The organism is Inquilinus sp. OTU3971 (assembly GCF_038440215.1).
The window spans coordinates 1-24,195 of record NZ_JASATH010000032.1 but is presented as its reverse complement, the minus strand read 5'-3'; the positions used below and the strand labels follow the sequence as shown (position 1 = coordinate 24,195).

The window sequence follows — 24,195 nt, the reverse complement described above, 5'->3', positions numbered from 1 at the left end:
CGATCCTGTCATGCTGCTTCGATAGCAGGTCGCGGCGCGCGGTGCAGCGTTGCCATGGCGGCGCCGACTCGACGTTGCCCTTGGCGGGACTTGCTGCTAGGGTCCGCGCCCATCGCGCCGCCCTGTCGTGCCGCCCCGGCGCGCCAGTGGGGCGCGAAACGCATTTATCTGCAGAAGATCCGCCATGAAGGTCAATGCCATCACGATCCGGCCCGGCAACGTCCTCGAATACGAGGGCAAGCTAATGCTGGTGACCAAGATCGAGATCATTCAGCCGGGCAAGGGCAACGCCGTCATCCAGGTCGAGATGCGCGACGCCCGCACCGGCACCAAGACGCAGCAGCGGTTCCGCACCCAGGAGACGGTCGAGCGGGCCCGGCTGGACGAGCACGAGATGCAGTTCCTGTACCAGGAAGGCGACCACTTCACCTTCATGGACAATGAGAGCTTCGAGCAGACCCAGGTGCCGGTCGACGTGGTCGGCGAGCCGGCGCGCTTCCTGCAGGAAGGCATGGTCTGCACCGTGACGATGTATGAGGGCGCGCCGCTGTCGCTCGAGCTGCCGCAGACCGTCACCATGACGATCGCCGAGGCCGATCCGGTGGTGAAGGGGCAGACCGCCTCCTCCTCCTACAAGCCGGCGGTGCTGGAGAACGGCGTCCGCGTGATGGTGCCGCCGCACATCGCCTCGGGCACCCGGATCGTCATCAACACGGCCGACGGCACCTATCTCGAGCGCGCGAAGGACTGATCTCCTCTTATGGCCGGACGTTCCCCCCTCATCACCGTCATGATCCGCGCGGCCCAGAAGGCCGGGCGCGGCCTCGTCCGCGATTTCGGCGAGGTTGAAAACCTGCAGGTCAGCCGCAAGGGCCCCGCCGACTTCGTGTCGGCCGCGGACCTCAAGGCCGAGGCGACCCTGCGCGAGGAGCTGACCCGCGCCCGCCCGCGCTTCGGCTGGCTGATGGAAGAAGGCGGCGTGATCGAGGGCGAGGACAAGGACCGGCGCTGGGTCGTCGACCCGCTCGACGGCACCACCAACTTCCTGCACGGCATCCCGCATTTCGCGATCTCGATCGCGCTGGAGCAGGAAGGCGTGCCGGTGGCCGGAGTGATCTACAACCCGGTGTCCGACGAGCTGTACTGGGCCGAGAAGGGCGCCGGCGCCTTCCTCAACGACCGGCGCATGCGCGTCTCCAGCCGCAAGAACCTGCCGGATGCGCTGATCGGCACCGGCATGCCGTTCATGGGCCGCGGCGACAGCGTCGCCTATCAGCGCGAGCTGGCGATGATCATGCCGCATGTCGCCGGCATCCGCCGCATGGGCGCGGCGTCGCTCGATCTCGCCTATGTCGCCGCCGGCCGCTTCGACGGCTTCTGGGAGGCCGGGCTGAACCCGTGGGACATCGCCGCCGGCATCGTCATGGTGCAGGAGGCGGGCGGCTTCGTCACCGATATCGACGGCAAGGGCCCGGCCCTGACCGCGGACACGGTGGTGGCCGGTAACGCGCTGATCCACAAGACCCTGGCCATGGCGATGGCCAAGGCCCGCGCCCCGCGGGCGCCGAAGGCCGCGGCCGCGTCCTAGTCTGCCTTTGTGCTAAGGGCGGTCCAACCTTCGCCGCTTGGCGATTGTTTCGCCCTCCTCCGCTAGGCTATGGTCCGCCCCGTTGCATGCGGGTGTATGATCCATGGTCCGTAGCGTTGTGAGGTTCGGCTTGGTCCATCGTCAGCAGACCAGCCAGCGGGGGTGGGCCCGCCTGGCGGTCCTGGTTCTACCCGCTGCCCTGATCCTGGGCGCGGCGGCGGCCATGGCCGAGGATCCGGCAGCGGGCGACCTGCCGCTCGACACCCGCATCCTGACCCGCGGCGAGACCGCGCCCTCGGCGCCGCTGCCGGTGCCGACCTCGGCCGGGCCGGTGACTGGCCCGATCCCGTTCCTGGAGCCGGACCAACCGGCCATCCCGTCCCTGCCCGGCCTGGTCGACGAACCGGCGCCGGCCTATGACGCCGACGTGGTGGTCAGGGGCGCCGGCTTCGCCGACCCGAACGTCAAGGCCAAGGCCGTGCCGGGGATGGCCCCGGGCGACATGGTCGGCCTGATCGTCGGCGACGGTTTCCGCATCCGCTTCAGTCCCGGCACCGAGGAGATCGGCACCGAGGCCGGCGACCTGCTGTCCGGCCTGGTCGAGAAGCTGGCCGCCGACGGCACGAGCCAGATCGAGATCCGGGCCTATGCCGGGGCCAAGCCGGACCCGGCCAATGCCCGCCGCCTCTCGCTCAGCCGGGCGCTCAACATCCGCTCCTTCCTGATCGACCGTGGCATCGACAGCAAGCGCATCGCCCTGCGTGCGCTCGGCAACACCTCGCCGCCGGACCAGCCCGCGGATCGCGTCGACCTCCGGATCCAGTAGAGAGCCCCCTGATGTCGATCACCGCCCTGGCAGCCCGCCCGACCTCGATACGCCCGGCGATGTCCAGCCCGCGGCGGTACCTGGTCCGGATGACGGCCTTCGTCATCATCGTCGCCATCGTCGCCGCCGTGCTGGGGCCGGGCGTGTCCTCGGCCTTCATGGCCAATCCCGCGCTGAACGGCGTGATCCTGGCCGCCACCCTGTTCGGCATCGTCTTCTGCTTCCGGGCGGTCTTGAACCTCGAGCCCGACATCCGCTGGATCGAGGCGCATCTGGCGCAGCGGGCCTCGGGCGGCCGCATCGCGCCGGTGCAGCCGCGCCTGCTGGCCCCGATCGCCCGGGTGATCGCCGAGCAGCAGGGCGAGCTCAACCTGTCGCCGATGGCCTTGCGCTCCCTGCTCGACGCCATCGGCGCCCGGCTCAGCGAAAGCCGCGAGATCTCGCGCTACCTGATCGGCCTGCTGATCTTCCTCGGCCTGCTCGGCACCTTTTGGGGCCTCTTGGAGACGGTGCGTTCGGCCAGCGGCGTGATCGCCGGGCTGGACATGGAGGCCGCCGATCCCAGCGCCGCCTTCGCCACGCTGAAGCACGGGCTGGAGGCGCCGCTGACGGGCATGGGCACGGCCTTCAGCGCCTCGCTGTTCGGCCTCGCCGGCTCGCTGGCCCTGGGCTTCCTCGAGCTGCAGGCGAGCCAGGCGCAGAACCGCTTCTACAACGAGCTCGAGGACTGGCTGTCGGCCAACACCCGCCTCTCCGCCGGCCCGCAGCAGGACGGCTACGAGATCGAGGCCGGTGAGCCGGTGTTCCCGGCCTATATCGAATCGGTGGTGGCGCAGACCGCGGAGAATCTCGACGCGCTGCGCCGCCTGACCGTGCAGGCGGAGGACGAGCGCCGCGGCCAGGGTGGCACGCTCGGCGCCGTCGCCACCCAGCTGACGACGATCGACGACCATCTGCAGAACCAGCAGGCGCTGATGGCCCGGCTGGCCGAGGGCCAGGCGGCGACCGCCGCGGTGCTGGGCCGCCTCGCCACCGCGCTCGAATCCGACCGCTTCGGCATCGACGAGCCGACCCGCCAGCACATCCGCAGCCTGGACACCACGGTGCGCCGGATGATCGAGGAGATGTCGACCGGCCGGATTCAGCTGTCCGGCGAGATCCGGGGCGAGATCAAGCTCCTGGCCCGCACCATCGCCGCCCTGGCCGAAGGCACCGAGGGGCGCTGACGGACGATGGCGATGCGCGGCCGGTTCTCCTTCAACGAGCGGCGCCAGGTCGATGTCTGGCCTGGCTGGGTCGACGCGCTATCGTCCCTGCTGATGGTCGTCATCTTCCTGCTGATGGTGTTCCTGGCCTCGCAATTCTACCTGTCGACCGTGGTCAGCGGCCGCGACGAGACCGTGGGCCGGCTGAACCGCCAGGTCTCCGAGCTGACCGACCGGCTGGCGCTGGAGCAGGACAGCGGGCGCGACCTCAAGACCCGGATCGACCGCCTGTCCGCCGACCTCGACGGCAGCGCCCGCGAGCGCACCGATCTCGGCAACCGCCTCGCCGCCGTGCAGCAGGACCGCGACGCCATCGACCGGCAGTTGCGCACCGCCCTCGCCCAGGTCGAGACCCTGACCGGCAGCACCACCGACCGCGACGCCCAGCTGCAGGAGGCGGCGCGGGTGATCCAGGACAACCAGGCGACGATCGAGCGGCAGCGGCGCGAGCTGGCCCAGCTGCAATCCGACCTGGCGACGCTGCGCACCGGCACCCAGGACCGCGACCTGACCGCAGGCCAGCTCTCGGCCGCGCTGGAGGCGAGCCGCAAGGAGGCCTCGGATCTCGGCACCGAGCTGGATCGCACCCGCACGGAGCTGGGCCGCACCCAGTCCGAGCGGGACCGGGCCCAGCAGGATGTCAAGGCCGGGCAGGAGCGCGCCCAGGCGCTGGAGTCCCAGGTCGCCGCCTCGCAGAAGGACGTGCAGACCCTGACCGCCCAGGTCGCGCAGCTCGATGCCCGCATCGCCGAGCTCAGCGGCACGCTCGACCGCGCCACCGCGGCGCTGGCGACCGAGAAATCGACCAGCGAGAGCGAGCACGGCCGCGGCGAGCGGCTGGCGGCCGAGGCGGCGGCGCTGCGCCAGCAGCTGTTCGAGATCGAGACCACGCTGCGCGATTCGGAGAAGACGGTCAGCGACAAGGATGTCGAGATCGCCAATCTGACCTCGCGGCTCAACCAGGCGCTGGTGCGACGGGTCGACGAGCTCAGCCGTTCGCGCTCCGCCTTCTTCGGCAAGCTCCGCGACGTGCTCGGCGACCGGCAGGACGTCCGCGTCGTCGGCGACCGCTTCGTGTTCCAGTCGGAGGTGCTGTTCCCGGTCGGCTCGGCCGAGCTGCAGCCGGGCGGCGAGGAGCAGCTGGCCGCCTTCGCCACGACGCTGAAGCGAATCGCGGCCCAGTTCCCGCCCGATGTCGACTGGCTGCTGCGCATCGACGGCCACACCGACCGGCAGCCGATCACCGGCGGCCCGTTCCCCACCAACTGGCAGCTCTCGAGCGCCCGGGCGCTGTCGGTGCTGAACTTCCTGGCGACCCAGGGCATCCCGCCACAGCGCATGGCGGCCGCGGGATTCGGCGAGTGGCAGCCGCTCGACCCGGGCAACACGCCCGACGCCTATCGCCGCAACCGCCGCATCGAGCTGCGCCTCGACCAGCGCGGCGACAGCGGCCCGGACACCACGGCCGCAGGTCGGTGAGCCGGCGGAAAAGCGTTGCGTCGGGTTTCGCACGCCCGTAATCATCCCGGACCCCGGGGCCGCGGCCCCGGCAGGAATGAAGGGTGCAGAATGAAGAAGCTCCTGACCGGCGTCGCGGTGGCTGCCGTCATGCTCGGATCCGTGCAGACGGCGCAGGCCGCCAACGTGCCCATCTGGATCGGCATCGGCTCGGCCGCGATCCTCGCCGCCGGCATCCTCGGCGAGAGTTCGGACATCGGCGACATCCGCGTCGGTAACGGCGCCACCGACCTGCCGCTGTCGCTGACGCTCGGGGCGGGCTACTACAACATCCTGAACGACAAGGGCGAACCGGGCCACGAGGACCGCGACAAGGGCGGCGCCGGCATCGGCCGGGTGGAGCTGCGCTTCAACCAGGAGTTCCTACGCATCCGGCCCTTCATCGGCATCGAAGCCAACACCGAGTCGGCCACCTACTTCTATGGCGGCGGCATGCTCGACGTCCGCTTCGGCGAGCACTTCATCCTTTCGCCGAACGCCGCGGTCGGCGCCTATTTCAACGGCGATGGCCGGGACATGGGCTCGACCGTCGAATTCCGCACCGGCATCGAAGCGGCCTGGGAGTTCGACAACCGGATGCGGATCGGCGCCGCCTTCCATCACATCTCCAATGCCGGCATCGGCGATGTGAACCCGGGCGTCGAGACCCTGACGCTGAACCTCTCGATCCCGCTGAACTGAGCGGCCGCTCACAACTCCTAACGGGCGGTTCTGCGCGATCCCTGCTTGGATGGCCGTGGCGATTCTTCGCCGGCCATCCAGCAGGGAGATCCTTTGATGAAACCCGCCCGTCTCGCCCTGTTCGGGGCGGCCCTGGCGTCCTCTGTCGTCGCCGCGGTCGCGCTGGCCGCCCCGGAGGGCAGCCCCGACAACGCCTCGCCGATCTACGGGGTCACCATCCCCGAGGGCTACCGGCAATGGCCGTTCATCGCGCCGGCGCATGAGACCGATCCCCTGAACGAGCTGCGCGTCGTGGTCGGCAACCCGACGGCGATCAAGGCCTATCAGGACGGCACCCTGCCCTTCCCCGACGGCACCATCCTGGTCAAGCTGGCCTGGAAGCATGTCCAGTCCACCGAGTTCGAGCCGGCCTATGTCCCCGGCGCGGCGACGACGGTGCAGGTCATGGTCAAGGATTCGAAGCGCTACGCCGACACCGGCGGCTGGGGCTTCGGCCGCTTCATCGACGGCAAGCCGGTCGACCAGGCCCAGCACGAGACCTGCTTCGCCTGCCACGAGGCCCGGGTGAAGGACCACGATTACGTCTTCACCCGCTTCGCTCCATGAGCCGGGCGGCCCGCGGTCCTATCGGCGGCCGTGGCCGACGTCGCCGATGCTCATGGCGAGGATGCGGCTGATCTCGGTCAGGTCGCGGCCCGAATCCGCCGACCAGCGGTTGAAGGCCTGCTGCATCGCCTTGAAGTCGCCCTTGCCGCCCGGCGCCTTGGCCAGGACGCCTTCGCGGATCAGGGCGGCCACGACGTCGCCGGTCGGGATGAAGGCCGGCTTGCCGATCGCCCGCAGGAAGCGCATGCCGGTGTCGCCGCCCAGGCGGTTGCCGCGCTTCTTCAGGACCTCCAGCAGGCCGACATAGTCGGCATCCGGCCAATCGGCGAGGAACTTCGCGGCGCTGCCATGCTCGGCCGCCAGGTCCAGCAGGAATTGGGCATTGGCCATGACCGACTGAATCTTGGCGCCGTGCCGGACGATGCGGCTGTCCTGCAGCAGCGCGTCGAACCGCTCCTCCGACAGCGCGGCGCAGCGGTGGGGATCGAAGCCGTCGAAGGCGGCCTCGAAGCCGGCCCATTTCGCGGTGATCACCTTGGAGGCGAAGCCGGCGTTGAAGATGCGCCGGGTCATCTCCGCCAGGATGCGGTCGTCCGGCGTGGCGGCGATCTCGGCAGGCGTCCTCGATTTCGTCTCGGCGAGGGCGCGTTCGAGCACGTCCATGCCGCCGCGACGCTCGGCCGCCAGCGCGACGATCTCGGCGAAATCACCCATGCCTGCATTCCTCCGGTTCGGCGCAGGCGGACAGGAGATCCTCTCCCTCCGCATCGATCCAGAGGAAAAATCCGGACAGCACCTTAACCACCGGCGCCCGGCCCGCAAGGGGTGAAAGCGGCCATCGCGCCGGGCTCCCGGGAAGCTCATGGCCGGTGGCTTGAACTGCAGCCGATCCCTTTGCCGGACATCGCCGACCATTTGTCGGAAAAACCTGAATTTTAAACTAAATCCTATAAAGTTGACATAAATCAGGCGATTGACTCAATCAGACTCTGTGATAGGAATCACATACCTGTTTCCAGGAAAGAATATCTCCATACACATCATCTAATCGATCCGATGTAATTGGCCGACTTCATCGATCTGCATTGCGAGCTCTTGCAGCCAAGCGCACAGCCGGTGCACGGCCGCGGCCGGGAGAGAGGTGTCCGAGCGCGGTCCTGCCGATCCTAACGCGGTCCCGGCGTCTTCATGTCTCCTCGAAGCAACATCCGGCCGCCCGGACCACCGGGGCGAGACAGCCCGCAATTGTAACCACCGCGCCGCCGATGCGGCACCGCAGACATAAATAAGGGGAAGGGCGATGGCAATCATCAACGGTACGGCAGGCGGCGACAACCTCGCAGGCACCGGCGACGCCGATATGATCAACGGTGTCGCGGGCAACGACATCGTGGACGGCGGGGGAGGTAACGACATCCTCAACGGCGGCGACGGCGACGATATCCTGAGCGGCGGCTGGGACTGGGACACCTTCAATGGCGGCGCCGGCACCGACACGGCGGACTATACCTTCTACGCCTTGGGAGCGACCGTGGATCTCGCAACCGGCCGGGGCACCTTCACAGGGTATCCGCCCGACCAGTATGAAGCGCTGTCGAGCATCGAGAACGTGCGCACGGGCGCCGGCAACGACACGGTCATCGGTGACGGCGGCGCGAACCTGTTGGAGGGCGGCGCCGGCAACGATACCCTCAACGGCGGTGCCGGCAACGACATCCTCCTCGCCGGGGACGGCCAAGACGTCCTCAACGGCGGCGACGGCGACGATATTCTGAGCGGCGACTGGGGCTGGGACACCTTCAATGGCGGTGCCGGCATCGACACGGCGGACTACACCTACTACGGCGCCGCGGTGACCGTGAATCTGACCACCGGCCAGGGTACCTTCGCAGATTTCCCAGGCGGAATCGAACCGCTGTCGAGCATCGAGAACGTGCGTACAGGCGCCGGCAACGACACAATCGTCGGTGACGCCGGCGCAAATGTTCTGGAGGGGGGCGACGGCAGCGATATTCTGGATGGCAGGGGTGGTGCAGACCAGCTCAATGGCGGGGCCGGGATCGACTGGGCGACCTATCAGGGCGAAACCCAGGCCGTCGTGGTCAATCTCGCCACCGGGGCCGCGTCCGGCGCGGCGGCCGGGGACACGTATATCAGCATCGAGAATATCGGCGGCTCCAACTTCAACGACCAGATCACGGGTGATGCAGGCGCGAATGCCCTTGCGGGCTATGCCGGCGAGGATGTTCTGAGCGGCGGCGTCGGCGACGACGGGCTCGACGGCGGCGATGGCAACGACGTCCTGAATGGTGAGGCTGGCGCAGACTTCCTCAACGGCGGGGCCGGTGTCGACTGGGCGTCCTACCTTCTCGACACCACGGCCGCCGTGGTCAATCTGGCCACCGGGGCCGCCTCCGGAGCAGCGGCCGGGGACACGTATATTAGCATCGAGAACCTTGGCGGCTCGAACTTCGACGACCAGCTCACCGGCGATGCTGGCGCCAATACCTTCGCGGGCTTCGGCGGAAATGACCTGCTGAGCGGCGGGGCCGGTAACGATACATTCGACGGCGGTGACGGCGACGACATCCTGCGGGGTCAGGCCGGCGCAGACCGACTCCTCGGCGGGGCCGGGTCCGACTGGGCGTCGTATGAGACCGATACCCAGGGCGCCCTTGTCGATCTGGCCACCGGGGCCACGTTCGGCGCGGCGGCCGGGGACACCTATTCCAGCATCGAGAACCTCGCCGGCTCCAATTTCGACGACATGCTCACGGGCGATGCCGGCGCCAACATCCTCTCGGGCAATGCCGGAAATGACATCCTGACCGGGGGCGACGGCAGCGATACCTTGCTGGGAGGGGCCGGCGCCGACACCCTCGACGGCGGCAACGATATCGATACGGCCGACTACCATCTGGAGACCGGCCCCGTCGGGGTCAATCTGACGACCAATCTCAATGGCGGTCAGGCCCAGACCGACACGCTGACCAACATCGAGAACGTCGTCGGCACCAGCTTCGATGACATCCTGACCGGCAACGCGGCGATGAACCAGCTGACCGGCGGCGACGGCAACGACACCCTCGAGGGGGCCGGGGGCACGGACCGTCTGGTCGGCGGCAACGGGACCGATGCGGTCACCTACAGCCTCAGCGGCGCCGGCGTGAGCGTCAATCTCGCGACCGGCGCGACCAGCGGCGGCGACGCCGTGGGCGATACCTTCGACTCCATCGAGAACCTGTTTGGTTCCGCCTTCAGCGACACCTTGACCGGCGATGCCGGGGCGAACCTGATCCACGGTGCCCTCGGCAACGATTTTGTCGATGGCGGCGCCGGCAACGACACGCTCTTCGGCGGCGACACCGACGATATCCTGGTCGGTGGGGCCGGCGCGGACCGGCTCGACGGCGGGATCGGGACCGACTGGGCGTCTTATCAGGCCGAGGCCTCAGGCGTCGGGGTCAACCTGGCCACCGGGAACGCGTCCGGCGCAGCGGCCGGGGACACTTATGTCAGCATCGAGAATGCCGCCGGCACCATTTTCGTCGACCAGCTCACGGGTGATGCCAGTGCCAATACCCTCGCGGGCAACGGCGGAGACGACACGCTGGACGGCGGCGGCGGCGCCGACACCCTCAACGGCGGTGATGGCGACGATGCGCTCCGCGGCGGGGCCGGGGCAGATCTGCTCGACGGCGGCGCCGGCCGTGACACCGCCGGCTACTACACCAGCGCGACCGGGGTGACGGTCGACTTGGCCGCCGGCACCGGGACGGGCGGCGACGCCCAGGGCGACACCTATGCCGGCATCGAGGACCTCGCCGGAAGCAACCAGGGCGACGATGTGCTGACCGGCGATGCCGGCGCAAACGTCCTGGCCGGCTGGGGCGGCAACGACCAGCTTCGCGGCGGAACGGGGGGGGACCGGCTCGACGGCGGCGATGGCATCGACACCATCAGCTACGACTTCGGCACGGTTGCCGTGACGGTCAACCTCGCGGCCGGCATCGGATCGGGCGGCGATGCCCAGGGCGACGCCTACGTCAGCATTGAGAACGCCACCGGCTCGACCGTGGACGACCAGATCACCGGCGATGCCGCAGCCAACGCGTTGAACGGCTGGGCCGGCCGGGACATGCTGACCGGCGGGGCCGGCGCCGACCGCTTCGTCTTCACCGACATCTCCCATAGCGGCGTCGGGGCCGCCGCCGACCGGATCACTGACTTCAGCCGCGCCCAGGGCGACCTGGTGGACCTGTCGGCGATCGATGCCAACACCGGCGTCGCCGGCGACCAGGCCTTCACCTTCATCGGCTCGGGCCTCTTCACCGGCGTCGCCGGCCAGTTGCGCGCTGCCAACACCAGCCCGGGAGTCACCACCATCGCCGGCGACGTCAACGGCGACGGCGTTTCCGACTTCCACATCCAGCTCACCGGCACCCTGGCCCTCATCGCCGGCGACTTCGTGCTTTAGCGCGCGGCCGGCGCATCGATGTCGGGGTGCAGCTGTTCCGGGCCGGAGGCTACGAGCTGAAGGGCGAATACACGGCCGATATCGGCGGCTCGTTCCTGAGCCAGTCCGCCAGCGCCCGCTTCGCCTATCACTTCTGACGGCAAGGACATCGGCAATGGCCGGTCCGCGAGGGTATCCCCGCGGACCGGTCTTGCATGTCAACCCGGTCTGCCAGATTGGCGTGGTGGGCCGATCCCGGATCCACTTCAGCTCGCTGGCCAGGGTCTTCTGCCGGCCTGCCGCCGCAAGACCGGCGCGGCCTCGCGGATTGGCCGCCACGAGGATAGCGGCTCGGGCGCGCGAGGTGCCCGAGCCGGCAAAGGTTACAGCACGAAGTCCGAGGCCTGCAGCGTGATCGCGCCGTCGAGATGGATGACCATGTCGGCGGTGCCGTCGCCGTTCACATCGGCAGAGACCGTCGTCGTGCTGCCGTCGATCTGGTAGCGGACCTGGCCGGGGCCGGTGAAGGGATTGGTGCCGATGAAGATGAAGGCCGTGTCGCCGTTCCCCCAGTTGCCGTCGGCATCAATCGTCTTCAGGGAAACCAGATCGAAGCCTTGCTGGAAGTCCTGGATCGTGTCGGCGGCCGAGGCCGTGCTGTCGGACACGGCTGTGTAGCTGAAGTAGTCCCGGCCGCTGCCGCCATTCAGCGTGTCGGCGCCCTGGCTTCCCCGGAGAACGTCGTTGCCGCCGCCGCCGCTGAGGGCATCATCCCCGCCAAATCCGACGAGCTCGTTGGTCAGGGCATTGCCGACCATGACGTCGTGATGCGTGCTGCCATTGATCACCTCGACGTCGTTGGCGATCGTGTCGCCCTGGGCCGTGCCGCCGGTGTTGATCCCGGTCTCAAGATTGATCGTTACGCCCACCGTACTGTCGAAATAGCTGGCGATGTCGGTGCCGTCACCGCCGGTGAGGTCGTCGGGGCCGGCGCCGCCGCGCAGGATGTCGCCGCCGGCGCCGCCGAACAGTTGATCGGCGCCATTGCCGCCCTCGAGGGTATCCCAGCCGGCGCCGCCATCGAGCACATCGTCGCCGTCAAAGCCGCGCAGCGTGTTGTTCGCACCATCGCCGGTCAGGCTGTCGCCGGAGGCGCTGCCATGGATGGTCTCGAAGCCGCTCAGGATGTCGCCCTCGGCATAGCCGCCGGTGTTGACGTTGGTCGCCAGGTTGACCGTGACCCCGGATCCGCTGCCATTGTAGTCCGCGATGTCGATGCCGGCGCCGCCGTCGACCTTGTCGGCCCCGGCTCCGCCGTTCATCTGGTCATTGCCGTCACCGCCGGTGAGCTTGTCGTCACCCGCGGCGCCGTTGACCGTATCGTTGCCGGCGCCGCCATCTATGACGTTGGCGTTGCCGTCGCCGATCAGGATGTCCCAGCCCTTCGAGCCGACCAGGTTCTCCACCGAGGTGAGCTTGTCGCCCTGGGCATCGCCCCTTGTGCCGGCACCGGACCTGAGATCGACCCAGACCCCGTCCTTCGAGGCGTCATAGCTCGCGGTGTCGATGCCGACCCCGCCACAGATCACGTCGGCCCCGGCGCCGCCGGCGAGCAAGTCGTCGCCGTCGCCACCGATCAGGTCGTCATTTCCGGAGCCGCCGGAGACATGATCGTCGCCAATGCCGCCGACGAGGCAATCGATGCCGGCGCCACCTTCGAGCGTGTCGTTGCCGTCGCCGCCGCTAATCTCGTCATCGTCGTCGCCGCCATCGGCGACATCATCGCCGTCTTCCCCCTTGAGGTGGTCGTTGCCTGCACCGCCGTTCAACTGGTCGGCATCGGCGCCGCCGCTGAGATGATCGTTGCCGGTCCCGCCGAACAGGGTGTCGCGACCGGCATGGCCGCCGAGAAGATCGCTGCCGTCATCACCATTGAGGACGTCATCTCCGTTGTCGCCGCTCAGAAAGTCGTCTTCGGCGCCACCCGCGATCTGGTCATCGCCTTCGCCACCGATCAGCGTGTCCCCGCCCCATCCCCCATAAAGCAGGTCATTGTCGTCGCCGCCATTCAACAGGTCTCCGCCGTTGCCGCCGTCGAGGCTGTCGTCACCTTTGCCTCCCTGGAGCGCGTCGGTCTCATCGCCGCCAGAGAGCGTATCGTTCCCGTCACCTCCGTCGAGGTCGTCCTGGTTATTCCCGCCGTACAAGGTGTCATCGCCACCATTGCCGAACAGATAGTCGTCGCCGTCACCACCGACCAGGATGTCATTCCCGTCGAGGCCTGAGACATTGTCGTCGCCGGCCAGGGCATCGATATTGTCGGAGCCGTCTGACCCGATGATCACGTCGTCATCTGTTGTTGGGTAACTCGCCATCGTTCCCTCTCGAAATGAAGATGATCGACACCGTTTCTAGAAAGGCAGAAAACGATGTGTCTGCCCCAAGTCTTAGACAGGTGCTCGAACCTAATGATCTGCGCTTTTCGGCAATGGAGCCTTATATTAGGAGAAGTAATCCATTTGCCTTTTAGGATGTGAAAAGGCGCCCAAAGGTCAGGGGGCGATCAGTCGGGATAGAGAAAAAGAAAAAGAAAAATCATCTAAAATGTGATGCATACTCCACAGCCGAGGGAGGATCGGGCTTATCTGGCCATCGGGGATCGACCGAAGGCTTTAGCCCGGACGTCCGTTGGCATTGCCCCTGGGACACGATCATCACCAACGCGGCGAAGCCATCCGGGGCGGCCCGCATCGGCCCCCGGACGGCTTCGCCTCCCCGCCATGACGAGGACGATCGTTCAGATGACGGGCCGCCTCAGCGCGTCAGCGGCTTGTATTTGATACGGTGCGGCTGGTCCGCCTCGGTGCCCAGGCGGCGGTGGCGGTCCTTCTCGTAGTCCTCGTAATTGCCCTCGAACCACACCACCTCGCTGTCGCCCTCGAAGGCCAGCATGTGGGTGGCCAGGCGGTCGAGGAAGAAGCGGTCGTGGCTGATCACGATGGCGCAGCCCGGGAAGGTCAGCAGCGATTCCTCCAGCGCCCGCAGGGTCTCGACGTCGAGGTCGTTGGTCGGCTCGTCGAGCAGCAGGACGTTGGCGCCGGACTTCAGCATCTTCGCCAGATGGACGCGGTTGCGCTCGCCGCCCGAGAGCTGGCCGACCTTCTTCTGCTGGTCGCCGCCCTTGAAGTTGAAGGCGCCGACATAGGCGCGGCTGGGCATCTTGCGCTTGCCGAGGTCGATCTCGTCGAGCCCGCCGGAGATCTCCTCCCACACCGTCTTGTTCGGCGACAGGTCGTCGCGGCTCTGGTCGACATAGCCGAGCTTCACCGTTTCGCCGACCTTGAGCACGCCGCCGTCCGGCTGTTCCTGGCCGGTGATCATCTTGAACAGGGTCGACTTGCCGGCGCCGTTCGGCCCGATCACGCCGACGATGCCGCCGCGCGGCAGGCGGAAGCTCAGGTTGTCGATCAGCAGCCGGTCTCCGAAGCCCTTGGACAGGCCCTGGGCGTCGATCACGTTGTCGCCGAGGCGCTCCGGCGTCGGGATCAGGATCTGGGCCTGGCCCGGAGCCTGCTCGCGGCTCTGCGCCATCAGTTCCTCATAGGCGTGGATGCGCGCCTTCTGCTTGGCCTGGCGGCCGCGGGCGCCCTGCCGGATCCACTCCAGCTCGCTGGCCAGGGTCTTCTGCCGGCCCGACTCCTCCTTGGCCTCCTGGGCCAGGCGCTTCTCCTTGGCCTCGAGATAGGCCGAGTAGTTGCCCTCGTAGGGGATGCCGCGGCCGCGGTCGAGCTCGAGGATCCAGCCGGTGACGTTGTCGAGGAAGTAGCGGTCATGGGTGACCATGACCACGGTGCCCTTGTAGTCCTCGAGATGATGCTCGAGCCAGGCCACGGATTCGGCGTCGAGATGGTTGGTCGGCTCGTCGAGCAGCAGGAGGTCCGGCTTGGCCAGCAGCAGCTTGGCCAGCGCCACGCGGCGCCGCTCGCCGCCGGACAGGTTGGTCACCGGGCTGTCGCCAGGCGGGCAGCGCAGCGCGTCCATGGCGATCTCGACGGTGCGATCGAGGTCCCAGGCATCGGCGGCGTCGATCTTCTCCTGCAGCTCGGACTGCTCGGCGATCAGCGCGTCGAAATCGGCGTCGGGCTCGCCCATCGCCTCGCTGACGGCGTTGAAACGGTCGACCAACGCCTTGATCGGAGCCAGGCCCTCCATGACGTTCTCGGCGACGGTCTTGGCCGGATCCAGCTCCGGCTCCTGCGACAGGTAGCCGACGGTGGCGCCCTGCGCGACCCAGGCCTCGCCGGTGAACTCCTTGTCCATGCCGGCCATGATCCGCATCAGGGTCGACTTGCCCGAGCCGTTCGGGCCGAGGACGCCGATCTTCACCCCCGGCAGGAAGGACAGCCAGATCTTCTCCAGCACGACCTTGCCGCCCGGATAGGCCTTGGTCATGTCCTTCATCACGAAGACGTACTGGTAGGAGGCCATCGGAAGCCGCTCCGCGTATACCGGTCTGGGGAGGCCCCGGTTCTAGCCCATGGAGGCGCCGAAGGCCAGGGCCGCTTCGGCCGCGGGCCGCAGGGCGGCGATGCCTGCTATGGTGTGCGCATGACTCGCAACACCAGAACATCCGAGGCCGACGCGATCGTGGTCGGCGGCGGCCCGGCCGGGCTGCTGGCCGCGCTGCTGCTGGCGCAAGGCGGCGTCGCCACCGTGCTGGTCGCACCGCCGGCGCCGGAGGACCACCGCACCACGGGCCTGCTGGCCGGGTCGGTCGCGATCCTGCAGCGGGCCGGGGTCTGGCCGGCGTTGCTGCCGGTGGCGGCGCCGATGCGGGCGATCCGGCTGATCGACGATGGCGGCCGCCGGATCAGCGGGCCGGAGGTGGTGTTCCGCGCCGCCGAGATCGGGCTCGATGCCTTCGGCCACAACATCGCCAACCGCGAGCTGGTCGCCGCCCTCGCCGGGGCCGTCGCCGCCACGCCGGCCCTGCGCCGGGTCAGTGACGCGGCGGCGGAGATCCGCATCGGCATCGGCGGCGTGACGGTCCGGACCGGCGGCGGCGAGACGCTGCGCGGCCGGCTGGTGGTCGGGGCCGACGGACGCAACTCCGCCGTGCGCGCGGCCGCCGGGATCGGGGTGCGGCGCTGGGGCTACGACCAGGCGGCGCTGGTGACCACGCTGCGCCACGACCGCGGCCATGACGACATCTCGACCGAGATCCACACCGCCGCCGGCCCCTTCACCCTGGTGCCGCTGGGCGACCGGCGGTCGAGCCTGGTCTGGGTGACGCGCCCGGCCGAGGCCGCAGCGCTGGCGGCGCTGGACGACGCGGCGCTGGCCCGCGCCATCGGGCAACGGGCCGGGCCGATCCTGGGCGCGGTGACGCTGGACGGTCCGCGCCAGCTCTTCCCGCTGTCCGGCCTGGCCGCGCGGCGCCTGGCGGTGCCGCGGGTCGCGCTGGTCGGCGAGGCGGCCCATGCGCTGCCGCCGATCGGCGCCCAGGGCCTCAATCTCGGCTTCCGCGACGCCGCGGCGATCGCCGAGGTCGTGGCCAGTCGCGCCGGCGCCGATCCGGGCGCCGCGGCGGTCATGGCGCGCTACGAGGCCAAGCGGCGCGGCGACGTCGCCAGCCGCAGCGCCGGGGTCGACCTGCTGAACCGGTCGCTGCTGACCGACGCGGCCCCTGCCCTCGCCCTGCGCGCTTTGGCGCTGCAGGCGGTGAAGCGGGTGGCGCCGCTGCGCCGGCTCCTGATGCGGGAAGGCATCGCCCCCAGCGGGGTCTAACGTCCAGTGGCGGCCGGCGGCGGGCACTGCTACCGTTCGGTGACGGGCCCGCGACGGCCCGTCCTGTCTCACAACCGACGACGCCCGATGCCCGCCAAGACGAATCCCCTCGGCCTCAACCCGCTGCAGCTGAAGACCCTGACGGTGCTGCAGCAGATGGCCCAGACCCCCCGCTTCGCCACGCAGCAGGAGGACGGCACGGTGCTGGTCTCCAGCTTCCCGCCGCCGCATGGCGACCATTACCATGTCGGCGACGCGGTGGTGATGGGCCGGGACATGACCGGGCTGCACAACATCGCGGTGTTCGCGGCGCTCGAGCGCAAGGGGCTGATCCGCTCCGGCTTCCCCGGTGCCGCCATCGTCACCGCCGACGGCCTGGCCTACGACACCGGCCTGGCGGGTTCGATCCTGCATCGCGCCGACCACTGACCGGCCGGTCCGCGATGGCGCCCCGCTTCACCATCCTGACGCCCGACGCGCAATATGCCGACGACGCCGTGATCGAACGGCAGGTCGGCGGCGCCGCTGTCGAGTTCGTGATCCGGCGCGAGCGCGACCGGAAGAAGATCCCGGACGAGGTCTATGCCCGCGCCGACGCCCTGCTGACCTGGCACGAGCTCAAGGTCGACCAGTCGGTGATCGACAAGATGCCCCGCTGCCGCATCATCGTGCGGGCCGGGGTCGGCTTCGACCATATCGACCTGGCGGCCGCGGGCGCCGCCGGCATTCCGGTGGCCAACACGCCGGATTACGGCACCAGCGAGGTGGCCGATCACGCCATCGGGCTGATGCTGGCGCTGCTGCGCGGCATCCCGGCCTATGACCGGGCGCTGCAGGCCGACCCGGCCGGCAACTACACGCTGGAGGCCGGGCGCCTGACCCGGCGGATCCGCGGCACCCGGATCGGCATCGTCGGGCTGGGCCGGATCGGCACCGCCACGGCGATGCGGGCCAAGGCCTTCGGGCTCGAGGTCCTGGCCTACGACCCCTACATCCCGCGCGGGATGGAGATCGCGCTGGACGTCACCCGGGTCGAGACCCTGTCGGACCTGCTGCTGGCCTCGGACATCGTGTCGATCCACGCGCCGCTGACGCCGGAGACCCACCGGCTGTTCGGCGATGCCGCCTTCTCGGTGATGCGGCCGCATGCGGTGCTGATCAACACCGCCCGCGGTGCCATCGTCGACCTCGACGCGCTGCACGGCGCGCTGCAGGCGGGGCGGATCGCCGGCGCCGCGCTGGACGTGCTGCCGGAGGAGCCGCCGCCCGACCCGCTGCCGGCGCTGCTGGCGGCGTATCACGAGCAGCCGGAGTGGCTGCGCGGCCGGCTGATCCTGACCCCGCATGCCGCGTGGTCGAGCCCGGAGAGCCAGGCCGATGCCCGCCACCTGTCGGCCGAGACCACCGTCGCCTATCTGCGCAGCGGCGCCTTGCGCAACTGCGTCAACGAGGCGTTCCTGGATCGCAAGAAATTGCGGCGATGAGAGCCGGCGGCCTTTGGTCGTCTCTCCGACCTTTCTTCGCCATGGCGAGGTGCGCAGCACCGTGGCCATCCAGTGGTTCCCTTTCCCAAGAATTGGGCCGCTGGATGGCCACACCCCTTCGGGGCTCGCCATGACGGGTTAATATCTCTCAGACCCTCCAATTGGAGGGGAGATCGCGGGCATTTTTCGCATTATTGTTTTGATGTCTGCCGGTTGGGGGGCCGACCGTCGCCGTTGTCTCAGGATATTTGATGGACGCAGATTGTTCGACGCACCGCCGTGTTCTCCGGCGGATCCTGTTGGGCTCGCTGAGCCTCGCTCTTCCACTCTTCAGCTTCGATGCGGCCCAGGCCGCGGTGGTGCCGCGCGACGGCACGGCCGCGGGCTCGATCGTCCAGACCAACGGGGAGTCGGAAATCCGCTTCACCGCCGCGCAGCTGTGGCAGGATGCGGAAGTGCAGCAGGTGCTGCTGGGCGGCGACGCGCTGCGCACCGGGCCGCTGGGCGGGCTGGCGATCCTGTTCGCCGACCAGACCCAGATCCGCGTCCACAACAACTCCCAGCTGCTGGTGCGCGAGGTCGGCGGCGACGGCGGGCCGGCGCGGATGGACCTCGATTCCGGCGCGGTGTGGGCCCGGACCGTGACCGGCGGCAGCGGCGTCGAGATCACCACGCCGGCCGCGACCGCGGCGATCCGCGGCACCGACTGGTCGCTGGCGGTCGGGCCGGACGGCAAGACCACGCTGGTCGTGCTGTCCGGCGTGGTCGAGCTGAGCAACGAGTTCGGCCGGGTCAGCGTCGGCCGCGGCGAGGCGGCGGTGGCGGCGGTCGGCAGCGCCCCGGCCAAGATCATCGTCACCACGCCGAAGGACCGCGAGCAGATGCTGTTCTGGCTTGCGCCGGGCAGCGTGTTCGACGCTTTTCCCGCCTCGGACACCACCTCGCGCAGCCGGCGCGAGGCGCATCGCCGCGTCATCGCCGTGCCGGAGGCGCAGCGCTCGGCCGGGGACTGGTTGGCCCTGGCCGAGGCGGATCTCGACATCGCCGGCCCCGCGGCCGCGGCCGCCGATCTGGCCAAGGCCCGCGCGGCCGGGCTGACGCCGGCGCAGGCGGCGCGGGCGGACCTGCTCGACGGCATCCTGGCCGGCCGGGCCGGTCGCGATGAGGAGGCGGCACGGGCCTTCGCCGCCGCCGAGGCCGGCAGCAGCGGGCGGCAGCGCCTGCTGGCCCGGCTGGGCCGCTTCTTCGCCGGCAGCGCCTCCGGCCAGGCCGGCGACCCGGCGGCGATGGAGCGCGAGCTGGCGGCCGGCGACGATCCGATCGCGGTCGACGGGCTGGCCTGGCTGCAGGCGATCCGCGGCGACCTGCCCGCCGCCTATGCCACGCTGCAGGCCGGCGGCCGGCGCTTCCCCGGCGACCTCGACATCGCCGTCAGCGAGGCCACGGCGGCGCAGGTGCTGGGCGACCGGGACGGCATGAAGCAAGCGGTCGACCGCGCCCTGGCGATCGACCCGGACGACCCCGAGGCCCTGCGCATGGCCGCCAACTACAAGGTCGCCTTCGCCAATGATCCGGACGGGGCGCTGGCGCTGCTGCGCCGCGCCACCGGCGAGGCGCCGGGCGATGCCGACGCCTGGAACGACCTCGGCATGCTGCACGACATCCGCGGCGGGCTGGTCGAAGCCGACGCTGCTCTGGAGAAGGCGGCCGCGCTCGACCCCGATGCCGCCAATGTCCGGGTCAACCAGGCGATCCTCTATATCGAGGCCGGCATGGTCGACCGGGCCCGGGCGCTGCTGGGCCAGGCCCGGGCGATCGACCCCGAGTCCGGCATAACCCTGGTCGGCGAGGGCATCCTGGCCTTCGAGACCGGCGACATCGACGGCGCGCTGGAGAAGTTCCTGGCCGCCTCGGCCGCCAACCCGGCCTCCTCGGAGAACCTGCAGGGGCTGGCCGCGTCGCAATATGCGCTCGGCGAGACCGAGCAGGCGAAGCAGACGCTGGAGAACGCCGACCGGCTGGACCCGAACGATCCGATGGTCCCCAGCATGCGGACCATCATCGCCATCGACGAGGCCGAGGCCGACGAGGCGATCCGCAATGCCCGCGAGATCGCGGCCCGCGCCAACCAGGGCAGCCTGGCGCTGAGCACCGCCAATCTCGGCAACCGGCTGGGGCCGCCGTTGCTGGCCGCCTATGCCAATCTCGGGCTGATCGACTGGGGCCGTTACTACAACGACCGCACCGACGACCCGTTCAGCGCCGCCAGCTATCTCGGCCGCTCGGTGATCGCCCAACCGACCGTGTTCGGCAGCGACCTCGCCGTGCCGGACGCGGCGGCGCTGTCGTCGGAGATCCAGGCCCTGCTGCTGGACCCGACCCTGGCCTCGTCGCGGCAGCGCCGCACCGACCTGCTGCCCCGGCCGTTCCTGGATGCGCAGCTGACCGGCGGCATCGTCACCGTCGGCGACACGCTCGGCCATACCGAGGGGGTGGATATCGACGCCTACACCATCGCCCCGATCCCGCTGGCCTTCCGGGCCAGCTTCGCCCGGGTCGACAATGACGGCGACGACCATGGCGACGACAGCGACAGCTGGACCGGCTCCGCCCGCCTCGCCGGGCGGCTGGGGCTGGGCGGCAGCTTCGCCGCCTGGATCGACGGCGGCGAGGCCGGCAACGAGATCGCCGGGACGCTGTTCGCGCCCACCCCCTTCGCCAGCGAGCGGACCCGGGCCGTGTCCGGCGGCCTGGCCTTCGGCTATCGTCTGGGCGAGCGCAGCCGCCTGACCGCCATGGTCCAGCGCAGCCATGTCGAGCGCCGGGACGTCAACCGCACGCTGCTGAGCGACATCCCGGATCCGGATTTCCCGGAGTTCATCAGCTACGACATCCGCGCCGACGACATCATCAAGCAGCGCAGCGACACCACCATGGGTGGCCTGGCCCATATGTGGGGAACCGGCGACATCACGGTGCAGTACGGCTTCGAGGTGCTGTCGACGCGGTCGACCCTGTCCTTCGACCAGACCGCCTGGACCACGATCAAGCTGTTCGGCCGGGAGCTGCAGACCGACCGGGAGCATGACGCGACCCGGACCGAGATCGAGCAGACGCTGGGCAGGATCTTCGCCTTTGGCCGCTGGACCCCCTCCCCCGACCTGCGGATCGATTTCGGCACCGGCATCGTCCGCGCCGACGAGGGCGGGCCGGTGCCCGAGGTGGTGCTGGAGCCGCGGCTGGGCGTCGCCTGGTCGCCGGCCGAGGGGCACTGGCTGCGCGCCGCCGTCCAGCGCGGCGCCAAGACGCCGGGTAACCTGACCCTGGCCCCGGTCGACACCGTCGGCATTCTGGCCGACACGCTGCCGCTCGACGCCGGAGGCGTCGCCACCAGCTATACCGCCCGCTGGGAGGCGGAGTGGACGCCGCATATCTTCACCAGCCTGGAGGGCCAGCATCAGGAGCTGGAGAACCTGTCCTTCGCCTATCCCTCGGCCCAGCTGGCCACGGTCGAGGTCGAGCGCGGCCGCACCGACCGGGTCACCGCCGCCGGCAACATCTGGTTCGATGGCGGCATCGGCGTCTACGGCTCGGCCTCGCTGATCCGGTCGGAGATCACCGAGGGCATCGACGATGGCAAGCGGATCCCCTTCGTGCCGGACTGGACGACGCGGATCGGCGCGGTCTGGGTGCACCCGCTGCAGATCAGGGCGCAGATCGAGCGGGTCTGGGCCGGGCCGCAGGCCAGCGGGCCGGGGCTGCCCGAGATCGACGGCTTCGGCAGCACCAACATCGCGATCAGCTGGGAGCCGGTGGAGAAGCGCATCGCGCTGGGCTTCGTGATCCGCAACCTGTTCGACGAGGAGTACGACACCGCCTTCGGGGTCGAGGCGCCGGGCCGGCTGATTGCCGCCACCGCGTCGATCCGGTTCTAGCAAGTGACGGATACGACTATGGCCGGGAGGTTCGGGGACATCGGATGACTTGCGACCGATACGGCCGGGTTTGCGTTGCCTCTCCCGCCGGACGCGGGAGAGGCCGGACGTCCGAAGGACGGCCGGGTGAGGGCTGGTCCCGGCCTCGACGAAATCCCCTCACTTGGAGCCGCTTCGCGTCTCCGACCTCTCCCGCAAGCGGGAGAAGCAATCGGTTCCGCCCGAGGATGGGTGGATCAACCGTCCTCGGACGCCTGTCCTAGATGGCGCCGGGCCGGGTCCACGGGAGCCTGTGGCTGCCACTGCTGCTGGCGGCGCTGCTGTTCGCCGGCCTCGTGCCTCTGGGTGCATCGACCAGCTGGCAGGTGGTGGAGAACCGGGCCTTCGACCTGTTCTCGACCTATGACCCGCCGCGGCCAGCCGGGCACAGCGCCGTGGTGGTGGCGATCGACGAACCGTCCTTCGCCGAGATCGGCCGGCAATGGCCCTGGCCGCGCAGCGTCCATGCCGGGCTGGCCGAGGCGCTGCGCCGCGCCGGCGCCAGGCCGATCGGCTTCGACATCGTCTTCGCCGAGCCGTCGCAGCCGGCGGAAGACGCCGCCCTGGCCGCGGCCCTGGCCAGCGACACGGTGCTGGCGGCCGATATCACCGCCATCGCCGACCAGAGGTTCGAGCAGCGAATCCGGACCGAGCCGCTGGCGCAGCTGAAGGCCGGTGGCGCCCGCTCCGGCGTCGCCTCGGTCGATCTCGACTCCGACGGCGTGCTGCGCCGCCTGCCGAACGTGCCCGACCCCTTCGCTGGAGTCCTGGCGCGCCTGGCCGGGCATGAGGCCGCGCCGCCACCCGGCGCGCTGCTGCAGTATTTCGGGCCGCCGCGCAGCTATCCGACCGTGTCCTACTACCAGGCGCTGGAGCCGACGACGATGCTGCCGCCGGGCCTGCTATCCGGAAAGGCGGCCATCATCGGCTTCAGCCTGCAGGCGGTGCCGACCGTCACCAGCGGCGGCGCCGACGCCTTCGCCACCCCCTACACGGTGAAGACCGGGCGCCTGACCGCCGGGGCCGAGGTGCAGGCCACCATCCTCGACAACCTCATGCACGGGCTGTGGATCACGCCGGCGCCGCCCTGGCTGCCGCCGGTCACCCTGGCCGTGCTGCTGCTGGTCGCGCTGTTCGGCACCCGCCGGCTGGGGCCGGTGCCGTCCCTGGCCGCCCTGGCGCTGCTGGCGATCGCCACCGCCGCCGGCAGCTACGCCCTGCTGCGCTTCGGCCGCATGTGGCTGCCGCCGGTGCTTCCGATGCTGGGGACGACCGCCGCCATCATCGTCCAGGGCAGCTACGGCTTCGCCCGCGAGCAGGCGCAGCGCCGCCGCATCACCCGCGCCTTCGAGCACTATCTGGCGCCGTCCATGGTGTCGCGCCTGGCGCAGGACCCGGCCCAGCTGCAGCTGGGTGGCGAGACCCGGGTGCTGACCGTGCTGTTCTGCGACGTCCGCGGCTTCACCACCCTCTCGGAGCGGATGCAGCAGGACCCGCAGGGCCTGACGCGGCTCTTGAACCGGATCCTGACGCCCTTGTCCGAGGCCGTGCTGGCGACCGGCGGCACCATCGACAAGTTCATCGGCGACTGCGTCATGGCGTTTTGGAACGCGCCGCTGGACGACCCTGACCACGCTGCCCATGCAGTCGAGGCCGCCCGCCGGATGCAGACGGAGATCGCAGCGCTGAACGAGACGCTGCAACGGGAAGGCGTGGCCGGCCCGATCGCGATCGGCATCGGCATCAACACCGGCACCTGCGTGGTCGGCAACATGGGCTCGGATCGCCGCTTCGACTATTCGGCGCTGGGCGACAGCGTCAACCTCGCCTCGCGGCTGGAAGGCGCCTGCAAGCGCTACGGGGTCGGCACGGTGATCGGGCCGGACACCGCCCGGATGCTGGAGGGACTGGCGGCGCTGATCGAGCTCGACCGGCTGGTGGTCAAGGGCCGGACCGAGCCGGTGGCGGTCTTCACCCTGCTGGCCCATCGCGGCGTCGAGGACGGCGTCT

At 69.7% G+C, this 24,195-nt stretch carries 16 protein-coding genes; 13 read left to right on the top strand and 3 right to left on the bottom strand.

Annotation, left to right across the window (positions count from 1 at the left end):
• Positions 1–184 precede the first annotated feature (184 nt).
• From efp to AAHM41_RS10820, 7 genes are all read left to right on the top strand, one after another.
• A complete protein-coding gene (gene efp, locus AAHM41_RS10850; RefSeq protein ID WP_342236549.1) occupies positions 185–751 on the top strand; it encodes an elongation factor P in 567 nt (188 codons plus the stop codon).
• Positions 752–760: 9 nt separating this feature from the next.
• On the top strand, positions 761–1,588 hold the full coding sequence (locus AAHM41_RS10845; protein WP_342236548.1) for an inositol monophosphatase family protein: 828 nt from the start codon (positions 761–763) through the stop codon (positions 1,586–1,588).
• Between the two features lie 130 nt (positions 1,589–1,718).
• Positions 1,719–2,414, top strand: a complete 696-nt coding sequence (locus tag AAHM41_RS10840; RefSeq protein ID WP_342236547.1) for an OmpA family protein — start codon at positions 1,719–1,721, stop codon at positions 2,412–2,414.
• A gap of 11 nt (positions 2,415–2,425) precedes the next feature.
• On the top strand, positions 2,426–3,640 hold the full coding sequence (locus AAHM41_RS10835; protein WP_342236546.1) for a flagellar motor protein MotA: 1,215 nt from the start codon (positions 2,426–2,428) through the stop codon (positions 3,638–3,640).
• Between the two features lie 12 nt (positions 3,641–3,652).
• Complete coding sequence (locus AAHM41_RS10830; protein ID WP_342236545.1) at positions 3,653–5,158, top strand: peptidoglycan -binding protein; 1,506 nt, start codon at positions 3,653–3,655, stop codon at positions 5,156–5,158.
• Positions 5,159–5,248: 90 nt separating this feature from the next.
• Positions 5,249–5,878 carry an acyloxyacyl hydrolase gene (locus tag AAHM41_RS10825; protein WP_342236544.1) on the top strand — a complete coding sequence of 210 codons (630 nt, stop codon included), beginning with the start codon at positions 5,249–5,251 and terminating at the stop codon, positions 5,876–5,878.
• A 96-nt stretch (positions 5,879–5,974) separates the two neighbouring features.
• Positions 5,975–6,484 carry a cytochrome P460 family protein gene (locus AAHM41_RS10820; RefSeq protein ID WP_342236543.1) on the top strand — a complete coding sequence of 170 codons (510 nt, stop codon included), beginning with the start codon at positions 5,975–5,977 and terminating at the stop codon, positions 6,482–6,484.
• An 18-nt stretch (positions 6,485–6,502) separates the two neighbouring features.
• Here AAHM41_RS10820 and AAHM41_RS10815 read toward each other — a convergent pair whose 3' ends face one another.
• Positions 6,503–7,198 carry a DNA-3-methyladenine glycosylase I gene (locus tag AAHM41_RS10815; RefSeq protein ID WP_342236542.1) on the bottom strand — a complete coding sequence of 232 codons (696 nt, stop codon included), beginning with the start codon at positions 7,196–7,198 and terminating at the stop codon, positions 6,503–6,505.
• Positions 7,199–7,784: 586 nt separating this feature from the next.
• On the opposite strand from AAHM41_RS10815, the gene AAHM41_RS10810 reads away from it, so the two are divergent.
• Positions 7,785–10,961: a beta strand repeat-containing protein gene (locus AAHM41_RS10810; RefSeq protein WP_342236541.1), complete on the top strand. Its 3,177-nt coding sequence runs from the start codon at positions 7,785–7,787 to the stop codon at positions 10,959–10,961.
• Positions 10,962–11,323: 362 nt separating this feature from the next.
• On the opposite strand, the gene AAHM41_RS10805 is transcribed toward AAHM41_RS10810, so the two are convergent.
• The gene (locus AAHM41_RS10805) at positions 11,324–13,315 is read right to left on the bottom strand and encodes a calcium-binding protein (protein ID WP_446719441.1); all 1,992 of its coding nucleotides are present in this window, start codon (positions 13,313–13,315) and stop codon (positions 11,324–11,326) included.
• Positions 13,316–13,754: 439 nt separating this feature from the next.
• Complete coding sequence (gene ettA, locus AAHM41_RS10795) at positions 13,755–15,428, bottom strand: energy-dependent translational throttle protein EttA (RefSeq protein WP_342236540.1); 1,674 nt, start codon at positions 15,426–15,428, stop codon at positions 13,755–13,757.
• A gap of 120 nt (positions 15,429–15,548) precedes the next feature.
• Here ettA and AAHM41_RS10790 point away from each other — a divergent pair, with 120 nt between their 5' ends.
• The 5 genes from AAHM41_RS10790 to AAHM41_RS10770 all read left to right on the top strand — a co-directional run.
• The gene (locus AAHM41_RS10790; protein WP_342236539.1) at positions 15,549–16,727 is read left to right on the top strand and encodes a UbiH/UbiF family hydroxylase; all 1,179 of its coding nucleotides are present in this window, start codon (positions 15,549–15,551) and stop codon (positions 16,725–16,727) included.
• 87 nt (positions 16,728–16,814) lie between these two features.
• Positions 16,815–17,156, top strand: coding sequence for a hypothetical protein (locus tag AAHM41_RS10785; RefSeq protein ID WP_342236538.1), 342 nt, complete (start codon positions 16,815–16,817; stop codon positions 17,154–17,156).
• Positions 17,157–17,170: 14 nt separating this feature from the next.
• Positions 17,171–18,211, top strand: coding sequence for a C-terminal binding protein (locus AAHM41_RS10780; protein ID WP_342236537.1), 1,041 nt, complete (start codon positions 17,171–17,173; stop codon positions 18,209–18,211).
• 251 nt (positions 18,212–18,462) lie between these two features.
• Positions 18,463–22,146: a TonB-dependent receptor domain-containing protein gene (locus AAHM41_RS10775; protein WP_342236536.1), complete on the top strand. Its 3,684-nt coding sequence runs from the start codon at positions 18,463–18,465 to the stop codon at positions 22,144–22,146.
• A gap of 263 nt (positions 22,147–22,409) precedes the next feature.
• The coding region (locus AAHM41_RS10770) for an adenylate/guanylate cyclase domain-containing protein (RefSeq protein WP_342236535.1) at positions 22,410–24,195 on the top strand (1,786 nt) is incomplete at its 3' end.

Excerpts from the sequence above, each read along its gene's own strand:
- AAHM41_RS10825 (WP_342236544.1), top strand. The coding sequence starts at position 5,249 with ATGAAGAAGCTCCTGACCGGCGTCGCGGTGGCTGCCGTCATGCTCGGA.
- AAHM41_RS10775 (WP_342236536.1), top strand. The coding sequence starts at position 18,463 with ATGGACGCAGATTGTTCGACGCACCGCCGTGTTCTCCGGCGGATCCTG.
- AAHM41_RS10845 (WP_342236548.1), top strand. The coding sequence starts at position 761 with ATGGCCGGACGTTCCCCCCTCATCACCGTCATGATCCGCGCGGCCCAG.
- AAHM41_RS10805 (WP_446719441.1), bottom strand. The coding sequence starts at position 13,315 with ATGGCGAGTTACCCAACAACAGATGACGACGTGATCATCGGGTCAGAC.
- AAHM41_RS10835 (WP_342236546.1), top strand. The coding sequence starts at position 2,426 with ATGTCGATCACCGCCCTGGCAGCCCGCCCGACCTCGATACGCCCGGCG.
- AAHM41_RS10820 (WP_342236543.1), top strand. The coding sequence starts at position 5,975 with ATGAAACCCGCCCGTCTCGCCCTGTTCGGGGCGGCCCTGGCGTCCTCT.
- efp (WP_342236549.1), top strand. The coding sequence starts at position 185 with ATGAAGGTCAATGCCATCACGATCCGGCCCGGCAACGTCCTCGAATAC.
- AAHM41_RS10785 (WP_342236538.1), top strand. The coding sequence starts at position 16,815 with ATGCCCGCCAAGACGAATCCCCTCGGCCTCAACCCGCTGCAGCTGAAG.
- AAHM41_RS10830 (WP_342236545.1), top strand. The coding sequence starts at position 3,653 with ATGCGCGGCCGGTTCTCCTTCAACGAGCGGCGCCAGGTCGATGTCTGG.
- AAHM41_RS10780 (WP_342236537.1), top strand. The coding sequence starts at position 17,171 with ATGGCGCCCCGCTTCACCATCCTGACGCCCGACGCGCAATATGCCGAC.
- AAHM41_RS10815 (WP_342236542.1), bottom strand. The coding sequence starts at position 7,198 with ATGGGTGATTTCGCCGAGATCGTCGCGCTGGCGGCCGAGCGTCGCGGC.
- AAHM41_RS10810 (WP_342236541.1), top strand. The coding sequence starts at position 7,785 with ATGGCAATCATCAACGGTACGGCAGGCGGCGACAACCTCGCAGGCACC.
- ettA (WP_342236540.1), bottom strand. The coding sequence starts at position 15,428 with ATGGCCTCCTACCAGTACGTCTTCGTGATGAAGGACATGACCAAGGCC.
- AAHM41_RS10790 (WP_342236539.1), top strand. The coding sequence starts at position 15,549 with ATGACTCGCAACACCAGAACATCCGAGGCCGACGCGATCGTGGTCGGC.